Source organism: Alteromonas sp. CI.11.F.A3 (assembly GCF_032925565.1).
Classification (GTDB): Bacteria; Pseudomonadota; Gammaproteobacteria; order Enterobacterales; family Alteromonadaceae; genus Alteromonas.
This window is the reverse complement of record NZ_CP136708.1, coordinates 3,900,580-3,918,774: the sequence shown is the minus strand read 5'-3', so window position 1 is coordinate 3,918,774 and position 18,195 is coordinate 3,900,580. Positions and strand designations below refer to the sequence as shown.

General features: G+C 43.8%; 14 protein-coding genes. 8 read left to right on the top strand and 6 right to left on the bottom strand.

Annotated elements, in window-relative coordinates:
- Positions 1-103: 103 nt before the first annotated feature.
- On the bottom strand, positions 104-1,018 hold the full coding sequence (locus R1T43_RS16840; protein ID WP_317350443.1) for an AraC family transcriptional regulator: 915 nt from the start codon (positions 1,016-1,018) through the stop codon (positions 104-106).
- Positions 1,019-1,102: 84 nt separating this feature from the next.
- Between R1T43_RS16840 and R1T43_RS16835 the strand changes: the two genes are divergently transcribed.
- Both R1T43_RS16835 and R1T43_RS16830 read left to right on the top strand, forming a co-directional pair.
- Positions 1,103-2,251, top strand: a complete 1,149-nt coding sequence (locus tag R1T43_RS16835; RefSeq protein WP_317350442.1) for an iron-containing alcohol dehydrogenase — start codon at positions 1,103-1,105, stop codon at positions 2,249-2,251.
- 213 nt (positions 2,252-2,464) lie between these two features.
- The gene (locus tag R1T43_RS16830) at positions 2,465-2,995 is read left to right on the top strand and encodes a hypothetical protein (protein WP_410549027.1); all 531 of its coding nucleotides are present in this window, start codon (positions 2,465-2,467) and stop codon (positions 2,993-2,995) included.
- A 16-nt stretch (positions 2,996-3,011) separates the two neighbouring features.
- Here the strand turns inward: R1T43_RS16830 and R1T43_RS16825 are convergent, their stop codons facing one another.
- Entirely contained in the window at positions 3,012-3,497 is a 486-nt protein-coding gene (locus R1T43_RS16825) for a hypothetical protein (RefSeq protein ID WP_211069828.1), read from the bottom strand.
- 317 nt (positions 3,498-3,814) lie between these two features.
- Between R1T43_RS16825 and R1T43_RS16820 the strand changes: the two genes are divergently transcribed.
- On the top strand, positions 3,815-4,342 hold the full coding sequence (locus tag R1T43_RS16820; RefSeq protein ID WP_211069827.1) for a hypothetical protein: 528 nt from the start codon (positions 3,815-3,817) through the stop codon (positions 4,340-4,342).
- Between the two features lie 191 nt (positions 4,343-4,533).
- Here the strand turns inward: R1T43_RS16820 and metK are convergent, their stop codons facing one another.
- A complete protein-coding gene (gene metK / locus R1T43_RS16815; protein ID WP_211069826.1) occupies positions 4,534-5,679 on the bottom strand; it encodes a methionine adenosyltransferase in 1,146 nt (381 codons plus the stop codon).
- Between the two features lie 388 nt (positions 5,680-6,067).
- On the opposite strand from metK, the gene tkt reads away from it, so the two are divergent.
- The 5 genes from tkt (at position 6,068) to R1T43_RS16790 (ending at position 13,723) form a co-directional block, all read left to right on the top strand.
- Entirely contained in the window at positions 6,068-8,062 is a 1,995-nt protein-coding gene (tkt, locus tag R1T43_RS16810; RefSeq protein WP_317350440.1) for a transketolase, read from the top strand.
- A gap of 17 nt (positions 8,063-8,079) precedes the next feature.
- Positions 8,080-9,090 carry an erythrose-4-phosphate dehydrogenase gene (gene epd, locus R1T43_RS16805; protein WP_211069824.1) on the top strand — a complete coding sequence of 337 codons (1,011 nt, stop codon included), beginning with the start codon at positions 8,080-8,082 and terminating at the stop codon, positions 9,088-9,090.
- A gap of 77 nt (positions 9,091-9,167) precedes the next feature.
- A complete protein-coding gene (locus R1T43_RS16800; RefSeq protein WP_211069823.1) occupies positions 9,168-10,343 on the top strand; it encodes a phosphoglycerate kinase in 1,176 nt (391 codons plus the stop codon).
- Positions 10,344-10,465: 122 nt separating this feature from the next.
- Positions 10,466-11,365: a fructose bisphosphate aldolase gene (locus R1T43_RS16795; RefSeq protein WP_057793695.1), complete on the top strand. Its 900-nt coding sequence runs from the start codon at positions 10,466-10,468 to the stop codon at positions 11,363-11,365.
- A 237-nt stretch (positions 11,366-11,602) separates the two neighbouring features.
- Positions 11,603-13,723, top strand: coding sequence for a S9 family peptidase (locus tag R1T43_RS16790; protein ID WP_317350439.1), 2,121 nt, complete (start codon positions 11,603-11,605; stop codon positions 13,721-13,723).
- A gap of 99 nt (positions 13,724-13,822) precedes the next feature.
- Here R1T43_RS16790 and ppx read toward each other — a convergent pair whose 3' ends face one another.
- The 3 genes from ppx to R1T43_RS16775 form a co-directional block, all read right to left on the bottom strand.
- A complete protein-coding gene (gene ppx / locus R1T43_RS16785; RefSeq protein ID WP_211070032.1) occupies positions 13,823-15,352 on the bottom strand; it encodes an exopolyphosphatase in 1,530 nt (509 codons plus the stop codon).
- A gap of 23 nt (positions 15,353-15,375) precedes the next feature.
- Positions 15,376-17,457: a polyphosphate kinase 1 gene (gene ppk1 / locus R1T43_RS16780; RefSeq protein ID WP_211069821.1), complete on the bottom strand. Its 2,082-nt coding sequence runs from the start codon at positions 17,455-17,457 to the stop codon at positions 15,376-15,378.
- A 146-nt stretch (positions 17,458-17,603) separates the two neighbouring features.
- Entirely contained in the window at positions 17,604-18,110 is a 507-nt protein-coding gene (locus tag R1T43_RS16775; RefSeq protein ID WP_211069820.1) for a glycine cleavage system protein R, read from the bottom strand.
- Positions 18,111-18,195 lie beyond the last annotated feature (85 nt).

Sequence of the window (18,195 nt, the reverse complement as noted above, 5' to 3'; positions counted from 1 at the left end):
TTCTTTCGTCTATTTTTGTTTAATTATTAGTCATGCATAAACTGCACTTTTAGCAAGGTTTTGTTAGGTGAAAAACAGCGTTAAGTGATTTGTATTGCTGCAATTAATTCGCAGATTGACGATCTTGGACTGGCGTGAATTGGTAGTAGCGCTTAAACTCTCTAGAGAATTGAGATAGGCTGTTGTAACCCACCGCTTCGGCAGCGTCTCCCACTCGATGACCTCGCGCGATTAACTCTCTGGCTTTAGACAATCTACATTTCTTTATATATTGAACGGGTGAATCCAGCACGACATCGCGAAATGCGCGGTGGAAACCAGATACACTCATGTTCACACTTGCAGCAAGTGAATCTACATTTAACATCGATGCATAGCCATCGTGAATCGTTCGTAATGCTTGTGCGACTCTCGCATAGTGGCCGTTATCTGTTAATCCACATAATACATGACCAGCTGGGCCATTGAGGATATAGTATACAATTTCTCGCACAAAACCTGCTCCCAGTGCCTGTGCACAATTACCGTGTGTTAACGCTTGTAGTAGCCTGCGTGTAGCATCGGTAATATTTTCATCTAATGACTGCTGACTTACTGTAAACGTAGGGGCAGGGCTGTTTTTTGCCCTGTCGTCCCGCCATTGGGAAAGCTCTACCAGTAACGATGCGGGAATATCAATGACCAAACCTAATATGCAATCGTCATCGTCTAAGGTGGCTGCACACTGCGCAGGCAAAGGCACACCGAAAACAATGTAATCACCTTTCTTGTATTCAATTTCACGATTATCAACATACAAGCGTTTAGTGCCTTGTAACATGATAATGATGCCCGACTGATAAAGTAGAGGCTGCTTAGGACTTCCGTGAGGATCGCGAAAAACTCGCACTCCTTCTATATCCGTTTTGCTCACGCCATTCAGTGCCGATTTACCTTTAGCGTTTAAAAACTGTTTTAGAATTTGACTTAAAAAAGCCAGATCAGAAGTGGAAACTGGATTTTTTGTAGAAATAGGCAAATTTTTTCCAGAAATAGACGGTTTGTTTACACATAATGGCACTATTATGCATTAACACAGGCATGTAATGATAGAGGAAAGACCATGAAATTTTCATTCAGTAACCCAACTCGCATTCAATTTGGCCAAGGACAAATTGGCTCAATCAACACCCTTATTCCAAAAGACAGCCACGTTCTCGTGTTGTTTGGCGGCGGTTCGATTAAAAAGAACGGCGTTTACGACCAAGTAGAAAAAGCATTGGAAGGCTATAACTGGGAATCTTTCGGCGGCGTTGAACCTAACCCAACCATTGAAACCCTAGACAAAGCTGTTGCCCTAATTAAAGAAACCGGCGTTGACTATATTCTCGCGGTAGGCGGTGGTAGCGTGATTGATGGTGCCAAGTATGTGGCCGCTAGCGCAGTATACGATGGCGACGGATGGGACATTCTAACTGGTGAGCACAAGGTTGATAAGGCACTGCCTATTGGCGCTATTTTAACCTTGCCGGCAACAGGTTCTGAATCTAATGGCGGCTCTGTTATTAGTAAGAAAGCGACAAAGCAAAAATTGGCGTTTATGTCTCCGTTAGTTTATCCGCAGTTTGCTGTATTAGATCCAGATGTAATAAAAAGCCTTCCGCATCGCCAGGTAGTTAACGGCTTAGTGGATGCTTTTGTTCATGTTTGCGAGCAGTACTTAACCTTTCCGCAAAATGCACCGGTTCAAGATGGTTACGCTGAAACCTTGCTGAAAACCCTAATTCAACTTGGCGGAAAAATTGATAACAAAGATGACGCATGGCGCGCTAACCTTATGTGGTCAGCAAACCAAGCACTGAACGGCCTTATTGGTTCAGGTGTTGCGCAAGATTGGGCTACGCATATGATAGGCCACGAACTCACGGCACTTTATGGCGTAGATCATGCTCGTTCATTGGCGATTGTTCAGCCGTCACTACTACGGGTTCAACTTGAGACCAAATCAGCGAAGTTAACGCAGATGGGCCAAAACGTGTTTGGTTTAGCACAAAGCGATGATATTGCCCTTCGCACTATCGATGCTATCGAAGCGTTCTATCAAAGCCTTGAAGTGGCTACCCAGCTTACCGAGCATGCAGGCGACAAGCAAAGTGCAGTGAATGCCGTACTAGAAAACTTAAAAGGAAACAAAATGCTTTCTCTTGGCGAAACGGGGGCTATTACCCCAGAGGTCAGTGAGCAAATTCTTAACTTGGCAGTGGCTGAGTAATACCTACCTAAAAGCGGGCTGTCACTTTATGTTCAGCCCGCCTTCTGATTGTATATTGATACAAACTGGCACGATTCTACTATTAACAAGGAAGATAAAGTGTCGGTTTGTTTTTTAATTATACAACCAAAGTATGATTTTCAATTCCGTTTGCGCTTTCTGAGTTCGTTTATTAGGTTTAAAGAAGGCAAGGCGTATATCACGCCAGCGCAGATGGGAGTTAGCTTGCAAAGAAATTATCCCCCTTCCATTATTGATGTGGAAGCCAGTGGGTTTGGTGCCCGTAGTTATCCTATTGAAATAGGGATAGTGCGCTATGATGGTGCAAAATGGTGCAAACTCATTCGTCCCTTTGATAGTTGGGTTCATTGGGATCAAGAAGCAGAATCGTTGCATGGTATCACCAGAGCCATGTTAAACACTTACGGCGTTTGTCCGATTAAAGTGTGCCACGAGCTTAATGCCTTTTTAAGCAATACCATTGTGTATAGCGACGGATGGGTGGTAGATAACCCTTGGCTTATTAAACTTTTTGCAGCAGCCTCGGTTCAAATGTCTTTTTCATGTCGTGCGTTGGAGTATGTCTTGAGCGAACCTCAAATGGCGCTTTGGCATGATGTAAAAACTAATATTGAATCGCAAAGCGACGATCGTCGCCATCGAGCAAGTACCGATGCGAAGGTTATTCAAAGCACGTATGTGGAAACGCGTAATAAAGTTGAAGCGGCAAAGCACCAAAATTAGCACCAGCTTTTTTAAATTAGAAAAAGTATTGAACACCTAACGTAAGCGCATTGTTTTCTTTGTCTCCCACCTCACGATGTTCAAATTCTAACGCCATATTCAAACCGCTTTCGTCACCAACTAGCCAACCTAATCGAGTAAACGTGCCTAAGTCTTCGGGTATGTAGCGCCATTCTGGATAGTATTGTAAAGGTGAGTGAGTCGTATTAAACGACGCATATATTTGCTGTTTAAAAAGTAGTGTTAATGCACGCTGGGCGCGAATAGAGAGTTGACTGTTTTTGCTGGCGTTAAAATGATTATCATAGCCAGGTACGGATTCAAGGCGCGTTTCATTAAAGCGACTTTTAATTTTCCATTTTGCTATTTTTTCGCTTTTGAACACGATGGGGCCGTAGTAGCCATCCCAATCAGCAGCTTTCCAATCAGCGGCCTTGCTGTAAGTGGCACTCAAAGGGGCAAGCAATATTAAACAAACCACGCAAGTTGGGTAAGTTTTCATGAATAAATTCCTAGTCGAGTGAGACAGCGTAAACGTGTTCTTATGACTACCGATTATTATAAATTTAAGTGGTAGCTTCAAAGTCACAAAGGTGTTTTGTTCGCCCTAAGTGCCTATCTCTATCTTAAAAAATGACACAAAACTGAAACAAAAAATAGGTGCTGAATAGTAAGTGTAGTCTTTTATCTAAAAGGTGAAAAATAAACTTGTTAGATATTTCCATTGTGAACTAACTTTTAAAGGGTAGTAGTAAGACTTACTTCAATTTAGTGGGCAAAGCAGTACTTTCAAATAGGGAACATGGCCGGAGGTGAGTGATGCAAACGGAATGGGAATTTGAACGAAAGTTTTTAGTAAGTTATGTGCCAGAAGGTTTGTTAGATACACGAAAACCTGTGGCAATAAGACAGGGTTATTTGGCCACCGAGCCGGATAAGCATATTCGAATTAGGGACGAAGGTGGTAACTACACCATGGCCGTTAAACAAGGTGTTGGCCTTAAACGCAGAGATACGCGAATTGCGTTGGACTCTGAGCAATTTGCTGATTTATGGCCGTTAACCCAAAACATGCGGGTGGAAAAGCAGCGATATCGTATCGACTTTTTTGGTGCTCAGCTGGTGGTAGACATTTTCACCGGTAATTTAGCACCTTTGAAAGTGGTGGAAGTAGAATTTGACAGTGAAATGAGTAGTCGACAATTTTTACCACCTGATTTCGCTGAAACCGAGGTGACCCATAAGAAAGAATTTCAAAATGTCGCGTTAGCGCGATTTGGTTTGCCTGATATGGTTATTGCGAGCGGTAGTACGAGTAGTGCTTCTATGTTTGCAGGGTCTATATAGCCATTATATAGCTACTATGCAGCATAGAAACTGCCTAGATAGGACATAGAGATAGCCAAGGCCAAATAGATAAATATCTGAAATTAAAAAGGGGCGCTTTACTATATAGTAAAGCGCCCCTTTTTCTGCCTTTAGCTTTCAACAGCCTTGAGCTATGTAAGCAGCCTTGAGCGGTTATACCGCTGAGTAAATTATACTGCTGAACGGAGTGCTTCAGCTTTATCAGTCGCTTCCCACGGGAATGCTTCACGGCCGAAGTGACCATAGGCAGCCGTTGGTAAGTAGATAGCACGTTCTAAATCAAGCATTTTGATTAAACCGTAAGGGCGTAAGTCGAAGTGTTCGCGCACCAACGCCACTAAGGTTTTCTCATCAACCACACCAGTACCGAAAGTATCAATGCTGATAGACGTTGGTTCGGCAACACCAATGGCGTAAGAAACCTGTATTTCGCAACGCTTAGCTAAGCCAGCGGCAACAATATTCTTAGCCACATAACGACCCGCGTATGCCGCGCTTCTGTCAACTTTCGATGGATCTTTACCAGAGAAAGCACCACCACCGTGACGGGCCATACCACCGTAGGTATCTACAATGATTTTACGGCCAGTTAAACCACAGTCACCAACTGGACCACCTATAACAAAGCGACCGGTAGGGTTAATGTGAAATTGAGTGTTGCTATTAAGCCATTCGCTAGGAAGCACCGGTTTAATAATTTCTTCCATTACTGCTTCACGTACTTGTGCAGTAGAAACAGAGTCACAATGCTGCGTAGAAAGTACTACCGCATCAATGCCTACAGGCTTGTCGTTTTCGTATTTAAACGTAATTTGGCTTTTTGCATCTGGGCGTAAAAAGTCTAGCTTGCCAGATTTTCTTACTTCAGCTTGTTTTTGAACCAAGCGGTGAGAGTAAGTAATTGGCGCTGGCATCAGTACGTCAGTTTCGTCACTGGCGTAACCGAACATAAGGCCTTGGTCGCCCGCACCTTGTTCTTCTAGACTTTCGCGGTCAACACCTTGGTTGATATCTGGCGACTGTTTACCAATGGCGTTTAATACTGCACAAGAGTCAGCATCGAAACCCATATCAGAATGAACGTAGCCTATGTCTCTTACGGTTTTACGTGTGATTTCTTCAATATCAACCCACGCTGAGGTAGTGACTTCACCACCTACTAATACCATTCCGGTTTTAACGTAGGTCTCACAGGCCACGCGGGCACGAGGATCTTGCTCTAGAATAGCATCTAGAACCGCATCTGAAATTTGATCGGCGATTTTGTCCGGGTGTCCTTCAGACACAGACTCGGAGGTGAATAAATGCGTGGCCATACATGCTCCATAAGCGTTTATTGTTCAAAATAGGTGAGTATTGTACTAAAACAAGGTATAAATACCAGTCTTTACTTCTAGACGTCTAAAAGTCCTTTCGTTACGATTTGTTGACAGTGGCGGATCACTTTTACAGATAATTGAGTAAATTTAGCCACGCTTGCCCAAAGAAGCGATAATGGTTAGCAAAGGAATGATGTGAATATTCACTATTTTAGCCAACTTTCGGTAATGGCAATGAAAAGCCATTGAACTGAATGGTGGCATGGGTAAGAATAACGCCCACATTAAGATATACAGCAATGCAGCGCTTTAAGGTTGAACAAAGGGATTTTGCCCACAGTGTTCCCTTAGCGAAATTCAGCTACAAAATAAATCAGGAGACAACATGCCCTCTCGTCGTGAACTTGCCAATGCCATCCGTGCTTTAAGCATGGACGCTGTTCAACAGGCCAAATCTGGTCACCCAGGCGCCCCTATGGGGATGGCTGATATTGCCGAGGTACTGTGGGGTGATTTTCTATCACACAACCCTGCAAATCCGTCTTGGGCAAACAGAGACCGCTTCGTGCTTTCAAACGGTCACGGCTCTATGCTGTTGTACTCTTTGCTTCATCTTTCAGGCTATGAACTGCCTATTGAAGAGCTTAAGAACTTCCGTCAGCTACATTCTAAAACGCCAGGGCATCCAGAATATGGGTACGCCCCTGGTGTTGAAACAACTACTGGCCCGTTAGGTCAAGGCGTAAGTAACGCCGTGGGTATGGCGCTAGCCGAGAAAGTATTAGCGGCGCAGTTTAACCGTGACGGTCACGATATTGTCGATCACTACACATACACTTTCATGGGCGATGGTTGCCTTATGGAAGGTATTTCTCATGAAACTTGTTCCCTTGCTGGCACATTAGGCCTTGGTAAACTTATCGGTTTCTGGGATGACAACGGCATTTCAATTGACGGTGAAGTTGAAGGTTGGTTTACCGACGACACGCCAGCACGCTTTAAAAGCTACGGCTGGGAAGTGATTGAAGGTGTTGACGGTCATGATCCAGAGCAAATTAAAGCAGCCATTGAGCAAGCTAAATCGAACAGCGCTCAGCCTACGCTTATTTGCTGTAAAACCGTGATTGGTTTTGGTTCGCCAAACAAAGAAGGCACTGAGTCTTGTCACGGTGCACCATTAGGTGATGACGAAATTATTGCTACTCGTGAAAAGCTTGGGTGGAAACACGGTGCATTTGACATTCCAGACGACATTTATGCCGGTTGGGATGCGAAAGGCAAAGGCGGCGACGCTGAAAGTGCGTGGAACGATGCCTTCGCAGCATACGAAAGTGCTTACCCTGAATTAGCGGCTGAATTCAAGCGTCGTGTCAATGGCGACTTGCCAGCAGACTTCAGCGATAAAGCCGACAAAATCATTGCTGATTTGCAAGCTAACCCGCAAAACATTGCGTCACGTAAAGCATCACAAAATGCATTAAATGCATTTGGCCCATTACTACCAGAGCTGCTAGGCGGTTCTGCCGACTTAGCGGGTTCAAACCTTACCATTTGGGATGGCAGTAAAGGCGTTGAAGCCACTGATGCTTCAGGTAACTACATTTACTACGGTGTACGTGAATTCGGTATGTCAGCCATGATGAACGGTATTACCCTTCATGGTGGTTTTAAAGCCTACGGCGCAACTTTCCTAATGTTTATGGAATACGCTCGTAATGCGGTACGTATGGCGGCACTAATGAAGCAACCTGCTATTTTCGTATACACTCACGATTCAATCGGTTTGGGTGAAGATGGCCCAACGCATCAGCCAGTAGAACAAGTAGTAGCACTACGTGCTACACCAAACCTAGATAACTGGCGTCCATGTGACCAAGTTGAATCAGCTATTGCATGGAAGTTCGCGATTGAGCGTAACGATGGCCCTTCAACATTGATTTTCACTCGCCAAGGTTTGCCGCAGCAACCTCGCGACGAACAGCAATTAGCCGATGTTACTAAAGGTGGTTATGTGCTTAAAGATTGTGCAGGTACGCCTGAATACATCTTTATTGCCACTGGTTCTGAAGTTCAACTTGCCGTTGAAGCAGCAGATAAACTAAGTGCAGATGGTAAAGCAGTTCGCGTAGTTTCTATGCCTTCTACCGACGTTTTCGACCGCCAATCGGCAGATTATCGTGAAAGCGTATTGCCTTCTAGCGTAACTAAGCGTGTTGCAGTTGAAGCACTATCGAAAGAAAGCTGGTACAAATATGTAGGTTTCAACGGCGCCATCATTGGTATGGATACGTTTGGTGAATCAGCACCTGCAGGTGACTTGTTCAAACACTTTAATATTACTACTGATGCAGTGGTAGAGGCAGCATTGTCTCTTAGCTAACGAGGTCGCCGCAGTCTATGGTAAACATTGCCATAAACGGGTTTGGTCGTATTGGTCGCAATGTATTGCGTGCGCTTTATGAAAGCGGACGCAATAGCCACTTCAACGTGGTTGCGATTAATGATGTCGCTAAGCCAGAAGGTATTGCTCACTTATTAAAATACGATACCGCCCATGGGCGGTTCGGTTTTGATGTGGCACTAGATAACAACACACTAAACGTAGCAGGCGATGCTATTCGCTTGTTAGCACAACCTGATATTAACTTACTGCCTTGGCGAGAAATTGGGGTGGATATTGTACTGGAATGTACAGGTAAGTTTGATGATAGGGTGTCAGGTCAATCGCATATTAATGCGGGGGCAGGTAAAGTGCTCTTCTCTTCTCCGGGTTCCCCCGATTTAGACAATACCGTGATTTTTGGTACCAACGATGACACGCTAAAAGCCGAGCATAAGTTGGTGTCTAATGGGTCGTGTACAACCAACTGCATTGTGCCGGTTATTCAAGCGCTAGACGCAGCCTTTGGGGTTGAAAGCGGAACGATTACCACTATTCACGCATCTATGCACGATCAGCAAGTTATCGATGCTTACCACCCCGATTTACGTCGTACTCGCGCAGCCAGTCAGTCTATTATTCCAGTAGACACACGGTTAGCCGCGGGAATAGAACGTATTTTGCCTAAATTTGCAGGTAAATTTGAAGCTATTGCGGTACGGGTGCCAACCATTAATGTTACTGCAATGGATTTAAGTGTAACCTTAAGTACGCAAGTAACCATTGCTGACGTTAATCAGGCATTGAAGCGAGTGAAAGCAGGGCGATTGCAGGGTATTTTAGATTATACAGAAGAGCCGCTAGTTTCTGTTGATTTCAATCACGATCCTCATTCTTGTATTGTGGATGGTACGCAAACCCGCGTTAGTCATAAGCAACTGGTAAAAACACTGGTGTGGTGTGACAACGAATGGGGTTTTGCAAACAGAATGCTCGACACCGCGCAAGCAATGTATGACGCAAGCTAATTAAGAATTTTGCTGCCAAGGTTGGTAGCGCCAGCCTTGGCAGCTTTCACAGTTATTCGATTAACAAGGGAAAGACAATGGCAATTCCAAGTATGAGTGATTTGGCCTTAAACGGTCAGCGCGTATTAATTAGACAAGACTTAAACGTGCCAGTAAAAGATGGCGTAGTGACCTCTGATGCGCGTATTAAAGCTTCCATCCCAACTATTAAAGCGGCGCTAGATGCTGGTGCTGCGGTAATGGTAATGTCACATTTAGGCCGCCCTACAGAAGGCGAGCCAGCGGAAGAATTCTCACTTCAGCCTGTTGTGAATTATTTGAACGACGCGTTAGACGTACCGGTTACCCTAGAAAAAGACTATTTAGACGGTGTTGATGTAGCACCAGGTTCTTTGGTTATTCTAGAAAACGTACGCTTTAATGAAGGCGAGAAAAGCGACGACGAAACCCTATCAAAGCAATATGCAGCCCTTTGCGATATCTTCGTAATGGACGCATTTGGCACCGCCCACCGCGCACAAGCGTCTACCCACGGTGTGGCAAAATTTGCCACTAAAGCGTGTGCAGGCCCACTTCTTGCGGCAGAGCTAGATGCACTAGGCAAAGCATTAGACAACCCTAAACGTCCAATGGTAGCCATTGTAGGCGGTTCTAAAGTTTCGACGAAACTTACCGTACTTAAAACCTTAGCTGAAAAAGTTGACCAACTTATTGTTGGCGGCGGTATTGCCAATACGTTTATTGCCGCGCAAGGTCATAACGTAGGTAAGTCTTTGGTAGAAATGGATTTAACTGAGCAAGCGAAGCAGTTAATGAGCGATGCAGTCGCCAATGGCGGGAATATTCCAGTACCTACCGATGTAGTAGTGGGTAAAGCTTTCGATGAAAATACAGAAGCAACACTTAAAGCCGTTAGTGATGTCGCTGACGATGATATGATTTTTGATATCGGCCCTGATTCATCAAAAGCCCTTGAAAGCATTATTAAAAATGCGGGTACGATTGTATGGAATGGCCCAGTAGGTGTATTTGAATTTGAACAGTTCAGTGCAGGTACAAAGGCGTTAGCCGAGGCTATTGCTGATAGCGATGCGTTCTCAATTGCAGGTGGTGGTGATACACTGGCAGCAGTAGATAAATATGAAATCGCTGATAAGATATCTTATATCTCTACAGGTGGTGGTGCATTTCTAGAGTTTCTAGAAGGCAAAACATTACCTGCAGTAGCCATGCTAGAAGAAAAAAACAAATAAAATTAGCAGACTACTAAAAAATCGATTCCGATTTTCGCCGGCGATACATTGAAGTACGTCGGCATATAACGATAAACCCTACACCTGTTCTTAGAGCAGTATTATAAAAAAGGAGTGTTGCAATGGCATCACAAGCACAGCAGGCCATGCTAGATAAACTTAAAACGCAGGTTGGTTTTATTGCAGCTTTGGATCAAAGCGGCGGAAGTACACCAAAAGCGCTACGTTTATATGGCATTGAAGAGTCAGAATACAGTTCTGACGAAGAAATGTTTAACCTTGTTCACCAAATGCGTACACGTATTATCACCAGCACCCCTTTCAGTGGCGAGCGGGTTTTAGGCGCTATTTTATTTGAAAATACCCTAGACCGTGAAATTGAAGGCATGTCTACTGCGCACTATCTGTGGCAGAAGAAGCGCGTTATTCCTTTCTTGAAAGTGGATAAAGGGCTTGTTGAAGAGAGCAACGGTGTACAGGTGATGAAGCCGATTGTTGGTCTAGATGCGTTACTGGCTAAAGCCGTTGCCCAAGATGTTTTTGGTACTAAGATGCGTTCAGTGGTAAAACTGGCAAATCATCAAGGTATCAAAGATGTGGTAGAGCAGCAGTTTGAAGTAGGTAAGCAAATTATCGCAGCAGGTTTAGTGCCTATCATTGAGCCTGAGGTGGATATTCATAGCCCTCAAAAAGCTGAAGCAGAAGCACTGCTTAAACTTGAAATTCTTACTCAGCTTAATTTGTTGAGCGAAGGCCAAGAAGTGATGTTAAAGCTAACACTGCCTAATGAAGCTAACTTCTATAAAGAGCTTGTTGATCACCCTCGTGTACTTAAAGTGGTAGCGTTGTCTGGCGGTTACAACCGTGAAGAAGCCAATGCGAAGCTTTCAGAAAACCAAGGCATTATCGCAAGTTTCTCTAGAGCGCTAACAGAAGGTGTTTCTGACAAACAATCTGATGACGAGTTTGCAGCTACACTAGATGGTGCAATTGAAGGTATTTACCAAGCTTCAAAAGCATAAGTTTTTTTTATTGAAAGGGGCGCTAAAAGCGCCCCTTTTTTATTAGCTACACCCATTCCCCTATCTTTTTTACTAGCTGTTCCGATTCCCTTGTACTCATTCCCCCTGTTTAGGTCAAAAATCTTACCAAATCGGCCCCAAATTCATCTTACAACCACGTTTACTCACCGTTTATTTTTAAAACAGATGATTTATTCCGTAAGATAAAGAAACACCAATAAAAATATCAGGGGTTCCATGTTTTCAACTCAAATTGTTAATTGCCAGCTCAGGCAAGGTAGACGAGGTTTTCGTGTTACAACGCGTATAACCGTATTCTTGCTATGCATCTTTACAGGCCTTTCATCATTCTCATACGCCGAGGATGAGAAAGAAGACACTGATAATGATATGTTTTTTCAATCTGAAGATATATTTGATTTAGAGTACGTGAGTGATATACGGGTATCGCCCAATGGTAAACAAGTCGCCTACGTTCGCCGCTCCAATGACATTATGTCGGACAGCACACGCTCGAACATCTGGCTGGCATCAGTGGATGGAAAGTCTCATCGGCCATTATTATCATCTAAGAAAAGTTACTATTCTCCAAGGTGGTCGCCAGATGGTAAGCGACTCGCCTATTTGTCTAATGAAGAAGGCAAGCCTCAGCTTTACGTGCGTTGGATGGATACGGGGCAAACAGCCCTAATCACCAATGTAACTTCATCCCTTGGCAATATCACCTGGTCTCCTAACGGTAAACATATCGCATTTACCATGAGTGTGAATGTTGAAGAAAAGCCCCTTAAAGTCAATTTGCCTAAGAAGCCGAAAGACGCGAAGTGGGCACCTAAATTTGAGTACATTACCAAAGCCCGTTATCAAGCTGACGGTAAAGGCATTTTAGAACCTGCTTATACGCATATATTTATAGTTTCAACTGATGGTGGCACGGCTAGGCAACTAACCTCTGGTAATTATCATCATAGGGGAGGTGTAAGCTTCTCTCCTGATTCGCAAAAAATATACTTCTCGGCCAATCGCAGTGATAACTGGGAATATGAGCCGGTGGAATCCGATATCTTTACGGTAAATATGCAAGGTGATATTGAGCAGCTTACCGACTTTAAAGGCACGGAGTCCGCTCCGGTAGTATCACCGAATGGAAAGTATGTGGCGTACTCACGTCGTAGTGACGATAAAGTGATGTATAAAAACCGCTATTTATACATCATGAATGCAGATGGTACTGATCACAAAAACCTTACCGCTGATATCGATAATTCGGTGTCTAACTTTCAATGGAAAGGCAACAAGAGTATCTACTTTCAGCAATCGGTACGCGGCCTTGCTCAGGTTGATATTGTTACGCTATCTGGCAAGGTTAAATCTGTTGCTAAAGGCTTAGGGGGCACCACGCTAGGGCGTCCTTACGTATTTGGTATGTACCATGCTGCCGACAACGTAGTGGCTTATACCAAAGGGCGTACCGATCGCCCCGCAGATGTATTTGTTACCACTCGTAACGAACAACAACTCACGTTTTTGAACGAAGATGCGCTAGGTCATAAGCAGCTTGGTGAAGTTAATGAAATTGTATATCGCTCGTCGATTGACGATGAGGAAATTCAAGGCTGGTATATCTTGCCGCCTAATTACGATGAAACTAAAAAATACCCGCTTATTCTAGAGATTCACGGTGGCCCAAACCTAGCCTACGGCCCTGTGTTCACTGCCGAGCTACAACGAATGGCTGCTGAGGGATATATTGTATTTTATGATAATCATCGCGGTAGCACGGGTTATGGCGAGCGCTTTGCACTGTTACTGCAAGGTAAGTACAGTTCTAAGTACGATTTTGCCGATCATATGTCTGGTGTTGATGCGCTTATCGATAAGGGCCTAGTCGACCCTGAGAAGCTCTTTATTACAGGCGGCTCTGCAGGAGGAATAGCATCAGCTTATGCTATAGGGTTAACTAACCGCTTTAAAGCCGCTGTTGTTGCTAAACCGGTTATTAACTGGCTTTCAAAAGTACTCACCGCTGACTCAGGGCTATATCAAATTCCTTTTCAGTTTCCCGCTAAACCATGGGAAAATATCGCGCATTACTGGGAACGCTCTCCGCTTTCTCTAGTGGGGAATGTAACAACGCCAACCATGTTGATTACCGGTACAGAGGATAAGCGCACGCCTTCGTCTGAAGCCGAGCAGTTTTACCAAGCGCTTAAGCTTCAAAAAGTGGATACGGTATTAGTGAAAGTGCCAGGCTCTCCTCATGGCATCGCTTCAAAACCTTCCCGAATGATAGGCAAGGTAGAGAATATATTGGCATGGTTTAAGAAGTATTCCGCCGAGCAGAAAGAAGAGGAATAATTGATTTCACGCTGTTGTAAAACCTAAAGCGTAAAACGCAAAAAGGGAGCATTAATGCTCCCTTTTTAATTATTCGTAACCCGACCTACGGAAACCGGCTTATTTAATAGAAAGCGTTAAGTCTAACGCTTTCCAATAGGCACTTTCTCGAATCAAATCGGCTGCTAAAATGGGCTTTTCTTCTAACCAATCTTTAGGAAAAGTAAGGCTTAAGCCGCTCTTATCTACATCAATTTCTATATCGGGCAAGAAGCCCTCTTGGCGTTTAATATTAAGCAACGCGCCAATGCGCAACAAGGCGATAAGCTTTTTAACCGCGGCTAAATCATACAAGTTAAAATTAGGAAGGTCATTAGCCCGTACTTTCTTTCTATGAAAGCGCACGAGCGTAGCTAATAACTCTTGTTGTTCTTGCGTAAACCCAGGCATATCTACGTTAGCCAGAATATAGGCACTGTGGCGCTGTACACCGCGAGAGTTAATTTGAATGCCCACTTCATGCAACAACGCCGCCCAACCCAACATACTTTTGAAGTCGTGATGTTTAAGTTTCCATGCCTTTTCAGCATGGCTAAATAGATTAAGTGACGTGTTAAGCACTAGTGTGGCTTGTGCGGTATCAACATCATACCGGGTGGCCAAGCTGCTAGCAGTTCTGCCCCGTATATCGGCATGATGCAGTTCATCTTCCATTTGGTAAATCACCCCTTCGCGCAAGGCGGCAGGGGAATAAACTAAGGTATCTATTTCTAAGGCTTTAAATACTGCAATTAAAATAGCCAAGCCGCCGGCAATAACCACGCGTCTATCTTCAGTTAAATCAGGGTAGCTAAGTTTGTCGATATGGCCTGCACTAATAAATTGCTTCATTAGGTTACGCAGGCTTTTTAGCGTAACGGGTATATCGTGATCGTTGGGTTTATCTTGTTGACACAGTGTGAACAACGAGCGAATCGTGCCCGACGTACCTACACATTGCACCCAACCTAATTTTCGGTACTTATCTTGAATAAATTCAAGCTCTTGTTCAGCGGCAGTAATGGCCAGCTCAAAAGCTTTGTTTTTTAAAGTCCCATCTGGGAAGAAGCGCTTAGTGTAGCTAACACAGCCCATTTGTAAGCTTCTACAAATAAGTGGGTTAAACCCTTCGCCAATAACAAACTCAGTAGACCCACCGCCAATATCTACCACTAGTTGCTGACCATCAGCATGGTTAGTATGTGCTACGCCAGAGTAAATTAGGCGGGCTTCTTCCACCCCTGAAATTACTTCTACGGGGTAGGGCAGAATATCTTTTGCAGCATTAATGAAGTTGTGGGCGTTTTTGGCTTTGCGCAGTGTGTGCGTGGCCACAATACGCACCGAGTCGGGTTCAAAACCGCGTAGACTTTCAGCCACAATACGTAGCATTTTTAGGCCACGCTCCATGGCTTCGTCAGACAAGATGTTATCGTCGTCTAACCCTTCAGCTAACCGCACTTTTTGCTTAACTCGGTGCAGAATTTGAACAGACCCTGCAACAATACGCGCTACCACAAGGTGAAAGCTATTCGAGCCAATATCTAACGCGGCTACTTTATTAACCTCACGGCTTTCAACGGTATCAAAAACGGATTCATGCTGAGTCATTTCATGCTGAGTCATTAAGGGTTCTATTTTCCTGCTTCTTTTTCTTCTTCTTTCACAAGATAGTCGTAAATTTCTATTTGTGAACGTAATTTTTTCCGATTGCCTCGGGCAACGTACTTGTTGCTTTGTTCCTTGTCAATCACTCTCGCTTTCAGCGTATCACGGAATTGTATATCCATAATATCGACAATGCGCTGTTGCAGGTTTTTATCGTATATAGGGCAACCGACTTCAATGCGATTATCCATGTTACGGGTCATCCAGTCAGCAGAGGAAATAAACACTTTTCTCTCGCCGCCGCCTTCAAATACCATCACCCTAGGGTGTTCTAAGAACCTATCTACAATAGATATTATTTCGATGTTTTCACTAATACCTTTTAAGCCAGGTATTAACGAACACATACCACGCACGATACCGCGAATTTTCACCCCAGCTTGGCTGGCGCGATATAAATCATCCATCAATTCATTATCAACAAGGTTATTAATCTTGAAGGTGATTTGCGCTGGACGGCCTTCTTTCAAATGCTGAATTTCTTGGCGAATCAGCGACTGAATACGGGTTCTGGCATTTAAAGGTGAAATTTGTAAATGCTGGAATTTATACCGGCGGAACGGGTATTGAATTAAATCGAACACGGCTACTGCTTCATTGGCCAATTCTTGGTTTCTGGTGAACAAGCTGTAGTCCGTATAGATTTTCGCGGTTTTTTCGTTGAAGTTGCCCGTACCGAAATGCGCATAGTTAATCATAGCGCCACGTTCTTCGCGAGTGATCACGCAAAGCTTTGAGTGAATTTTCAAGGTAGGTACACCAAGGACTACACGAATTCCTGCATCAGTCATGCGTTTAGACCACTCAATGTTGGCTTCTTCGTCGAAACGGGCGCGAAGTTCAACGACTACGGTAACTTTCTTACCGTTATCTACCGCATCAATTAGCGAGTTGATAATACGAGAGTTGCTGGCCACACGATAAATATTAATACGAATAGCTTTTACGCTAGGGTCGAATGCCGCTTGGCGCACAAATTCAGTCACATGCAGGAATCGGTGATACGGGTAGTAGAGCAGAATGTCGTGGGCGGTAATGGCATCGAATACCGTATTGAATTTAGAAAAGGCATTACTGTCGATAGCTGGTAGTGGTGCGTGCTCTAAGTATTCGCGCCCCACGTTTGGAAAGCCAATGAAATCTTTAAAGTTACGATAATGCCCTGCAGCATGCATGGTATCGAGCTTGGTTATACGTAAACGCTTACGCAAATCCTGCATCATATCTTCAGGCATATCGTTATCGTAAATAACCCGAACAGGCTCGGCAATTAAGCGCTGTTTCATGCTCTCAGACATTTTCTCTACATAGCTTTCGTCAATTTCGTCATTAATAGAGTATTCGGCGTCTCGAGTCATCTTGAATGAAAACGACTCTACCTCGTCAAATTTTACAAAGCCGCGGAAGATGTCTTCTAAGCAAAGCTGAATCATGTCATCCAGCATAATAATATGCTTTTTCTTCCGGCTTTTTTCCGGCGGAATAAGCATAAAGCGAGACATGTCAGATGTAGGAACCTGAATAACCGCATAGCGAGTATTGCGGTCTTTACGTCGAAGGGCGACGTATAAATAAACCGATGTGCCATTGAGTCGGCTTAACAAGTCCATCTTCTTATCAATAATAATTGGGGCTATATGGCGAAGCACCTTATTTACAAAGAAATTGCGCACCCACTGCTTTTGATAGTCATTTAATTCATGCTTTCGCAAAATATGAATGTTGTAACGTGCAAGCGCTTTTAATACGTCTTTGTGGATATGGTCGAACTTGTCGGAAAGCTGTACTACTTTCTGCTGGATAATAGCCATTAACGCTGTTTGTTTTTCAGCTTCTTCTTCGTTGCCATCATTTTGGGCAATGGTAATTTGGCGTTTTACGTCAGCAGCACGAACACGATAAAATTCGTCAAGATTATTGGAGTAAATACCTAAGAACCGAATACGTTCTACAACAGGGTTGTTTTTATCTGCAGCTTCCTGCAAAACCCTTTCGTTAAATGCTAGCCAACTAAGCTCTTTGGGATAATATAATTCTGGGTTATCCATAATTTATCGTTTTTTCACTTCTTAAAATGGCCAAAGACTGACATCAGTCAGTGACATTACTGTGACAACCCCTAGATATAATAGGGTTAATTCGTAGTCCTTTACCTCAACGAGGTGGTTTGAAATCTTCTTGTATCGCTAGGGCCTTACTGCTTGGCTTGTATATCCACTACCAAGTCGTTCGCCAACGATTCAAGGGCATCTTGCAATGCATCGTCATCAAAATCTTCAGGTACTGCAATAACCGCATTGGCCTTAAAAATTAAACTTCCCCAGTTAGGCGCGCTTTCGCAACGTGATGAAAAGTTGAGGATGTTAAGGTTAAATTGGTTTAGCACTGAAGTTAGTTCTTGCACTATGCCTGCTTTGTCGTTGCCCATGACATCAACGGTAAGTTGATTCGTTAATGTATTGGTTGCGGTATTCACGGCCACAGACTGAACCGATAAATCGGAAATGGCATTTAGGGCATCAACCAGTTTTTCGTTCTCGTCAGCGGGAACGTGTACTTCAACAAAACCGGTAAACATGCCTGCCATATGCGCAAAGCTTGAACCTTGCCAATTGCCTTTGTGCTGGTAAATGCATTTAGCTAGCGCATCAACCAAACCCGGCTTGTCTTTACCCATAATACTGATAATGAGCGATTGCATGAGAAACTCCTATTTCAGAATCTGTAGAAATACGTTTGCTACTGTGGTTTTACGGTAATACCATAAGTCACACTGAAAAAGCGCT

Excerpts from the sequence above, each read along its gene's own strand:
- R1T43_RS16835 (WP_317350442.1), top strand. The coding sequence starts at position 1,103 with ATGAAATTTTCATTCAGTAACCCAACTCGCATTCAATTTGGCCAAGGA.
- R1T43_RS16830 (WP_410549027.1), top strand. The coding sequence starts at position 2,465 with ATGGGAGTTAGCTTGCAAAGAAATTATCCCCCTTCCATTATTGATGTG.
- R1T43_RS16825 (WP_211069828.1), bottom strand. The coding sequence starts at position 3,497 with ATGAAAACTTACCCAACTTGCGTGGTTTGTTTAATATTGCTTGCCCCT.
- R1T43_RS16820 (WP_211069827.1), top strand. The coding sequence starts at position 3,815 with ATGCAAACGGAATGGGAATTTGAACGAAAGTTTTTAGTAAGTTATGTG.
- metK (WP_211069826.1), bottom strand. The coding sequence starts at position 5,679 with ATGGCCACGCATTTATTCACCTCCGAGTCTGTGTCTGAAGGACACCCG.
- tkt (WP_317350440.1), top strand. The coding sequence starts at position 6,068 with ATGCCCTCTCGTCGTGAACTTGCCAATGCCATCCGTGCTTTAAGCATG.
- epd (WP_211069824.1), top strand. The coding sequence starts at position 8,080 with ATGGTAAACATTGCCATAAACGGGTTTGGTCGTATTGGTCGCAATGTA.
- R1T43_RS16800 (WP_211069823.1), top strand. The coding sequence starts at position 9,168 with ATGGCAATTCCAAGTATGAGTGATTTGGCCTTAAACGGTCAGCGCGTA.
- R1T43_RS16795 (WP_057793695.1), top strand. The coding sequence starts at position 10,466 with ATGGCATCACAAGCACAGCAGGCCATGCTAGATAAACTTAAAACGCAG.
- R1T43_RS16790 (WP_317350439.1), top strand. The coding sequence starts at position 11,603 with ATGTTTTCAACTCAAATTGTTAATTGCCAGCTCAGGCAAGGTAGACGA.
- ppx (WP_211070032.1), bottom strand. The coding sequence starts at position 15,352 with ATGACTCAGCATGAATCCGTTTTTGATACCGTTGAAAGCCGTGAGGTT.
- ppk1 (WP_211069821.1), bottom strand. The coding sequence starts at position 17,457 with ATGGATAACCCAGAATTATATTATCCCAAAGAGCTTAGTTGGCTAGCA.
- R1T43_RS16775 (WP_211069820.1), bottom strand. The coding sequence starts at position 18,110 with ATGCAATCGCTCATTATCAGTATTATGGGTAAAGACAAGCCGGGTTTG.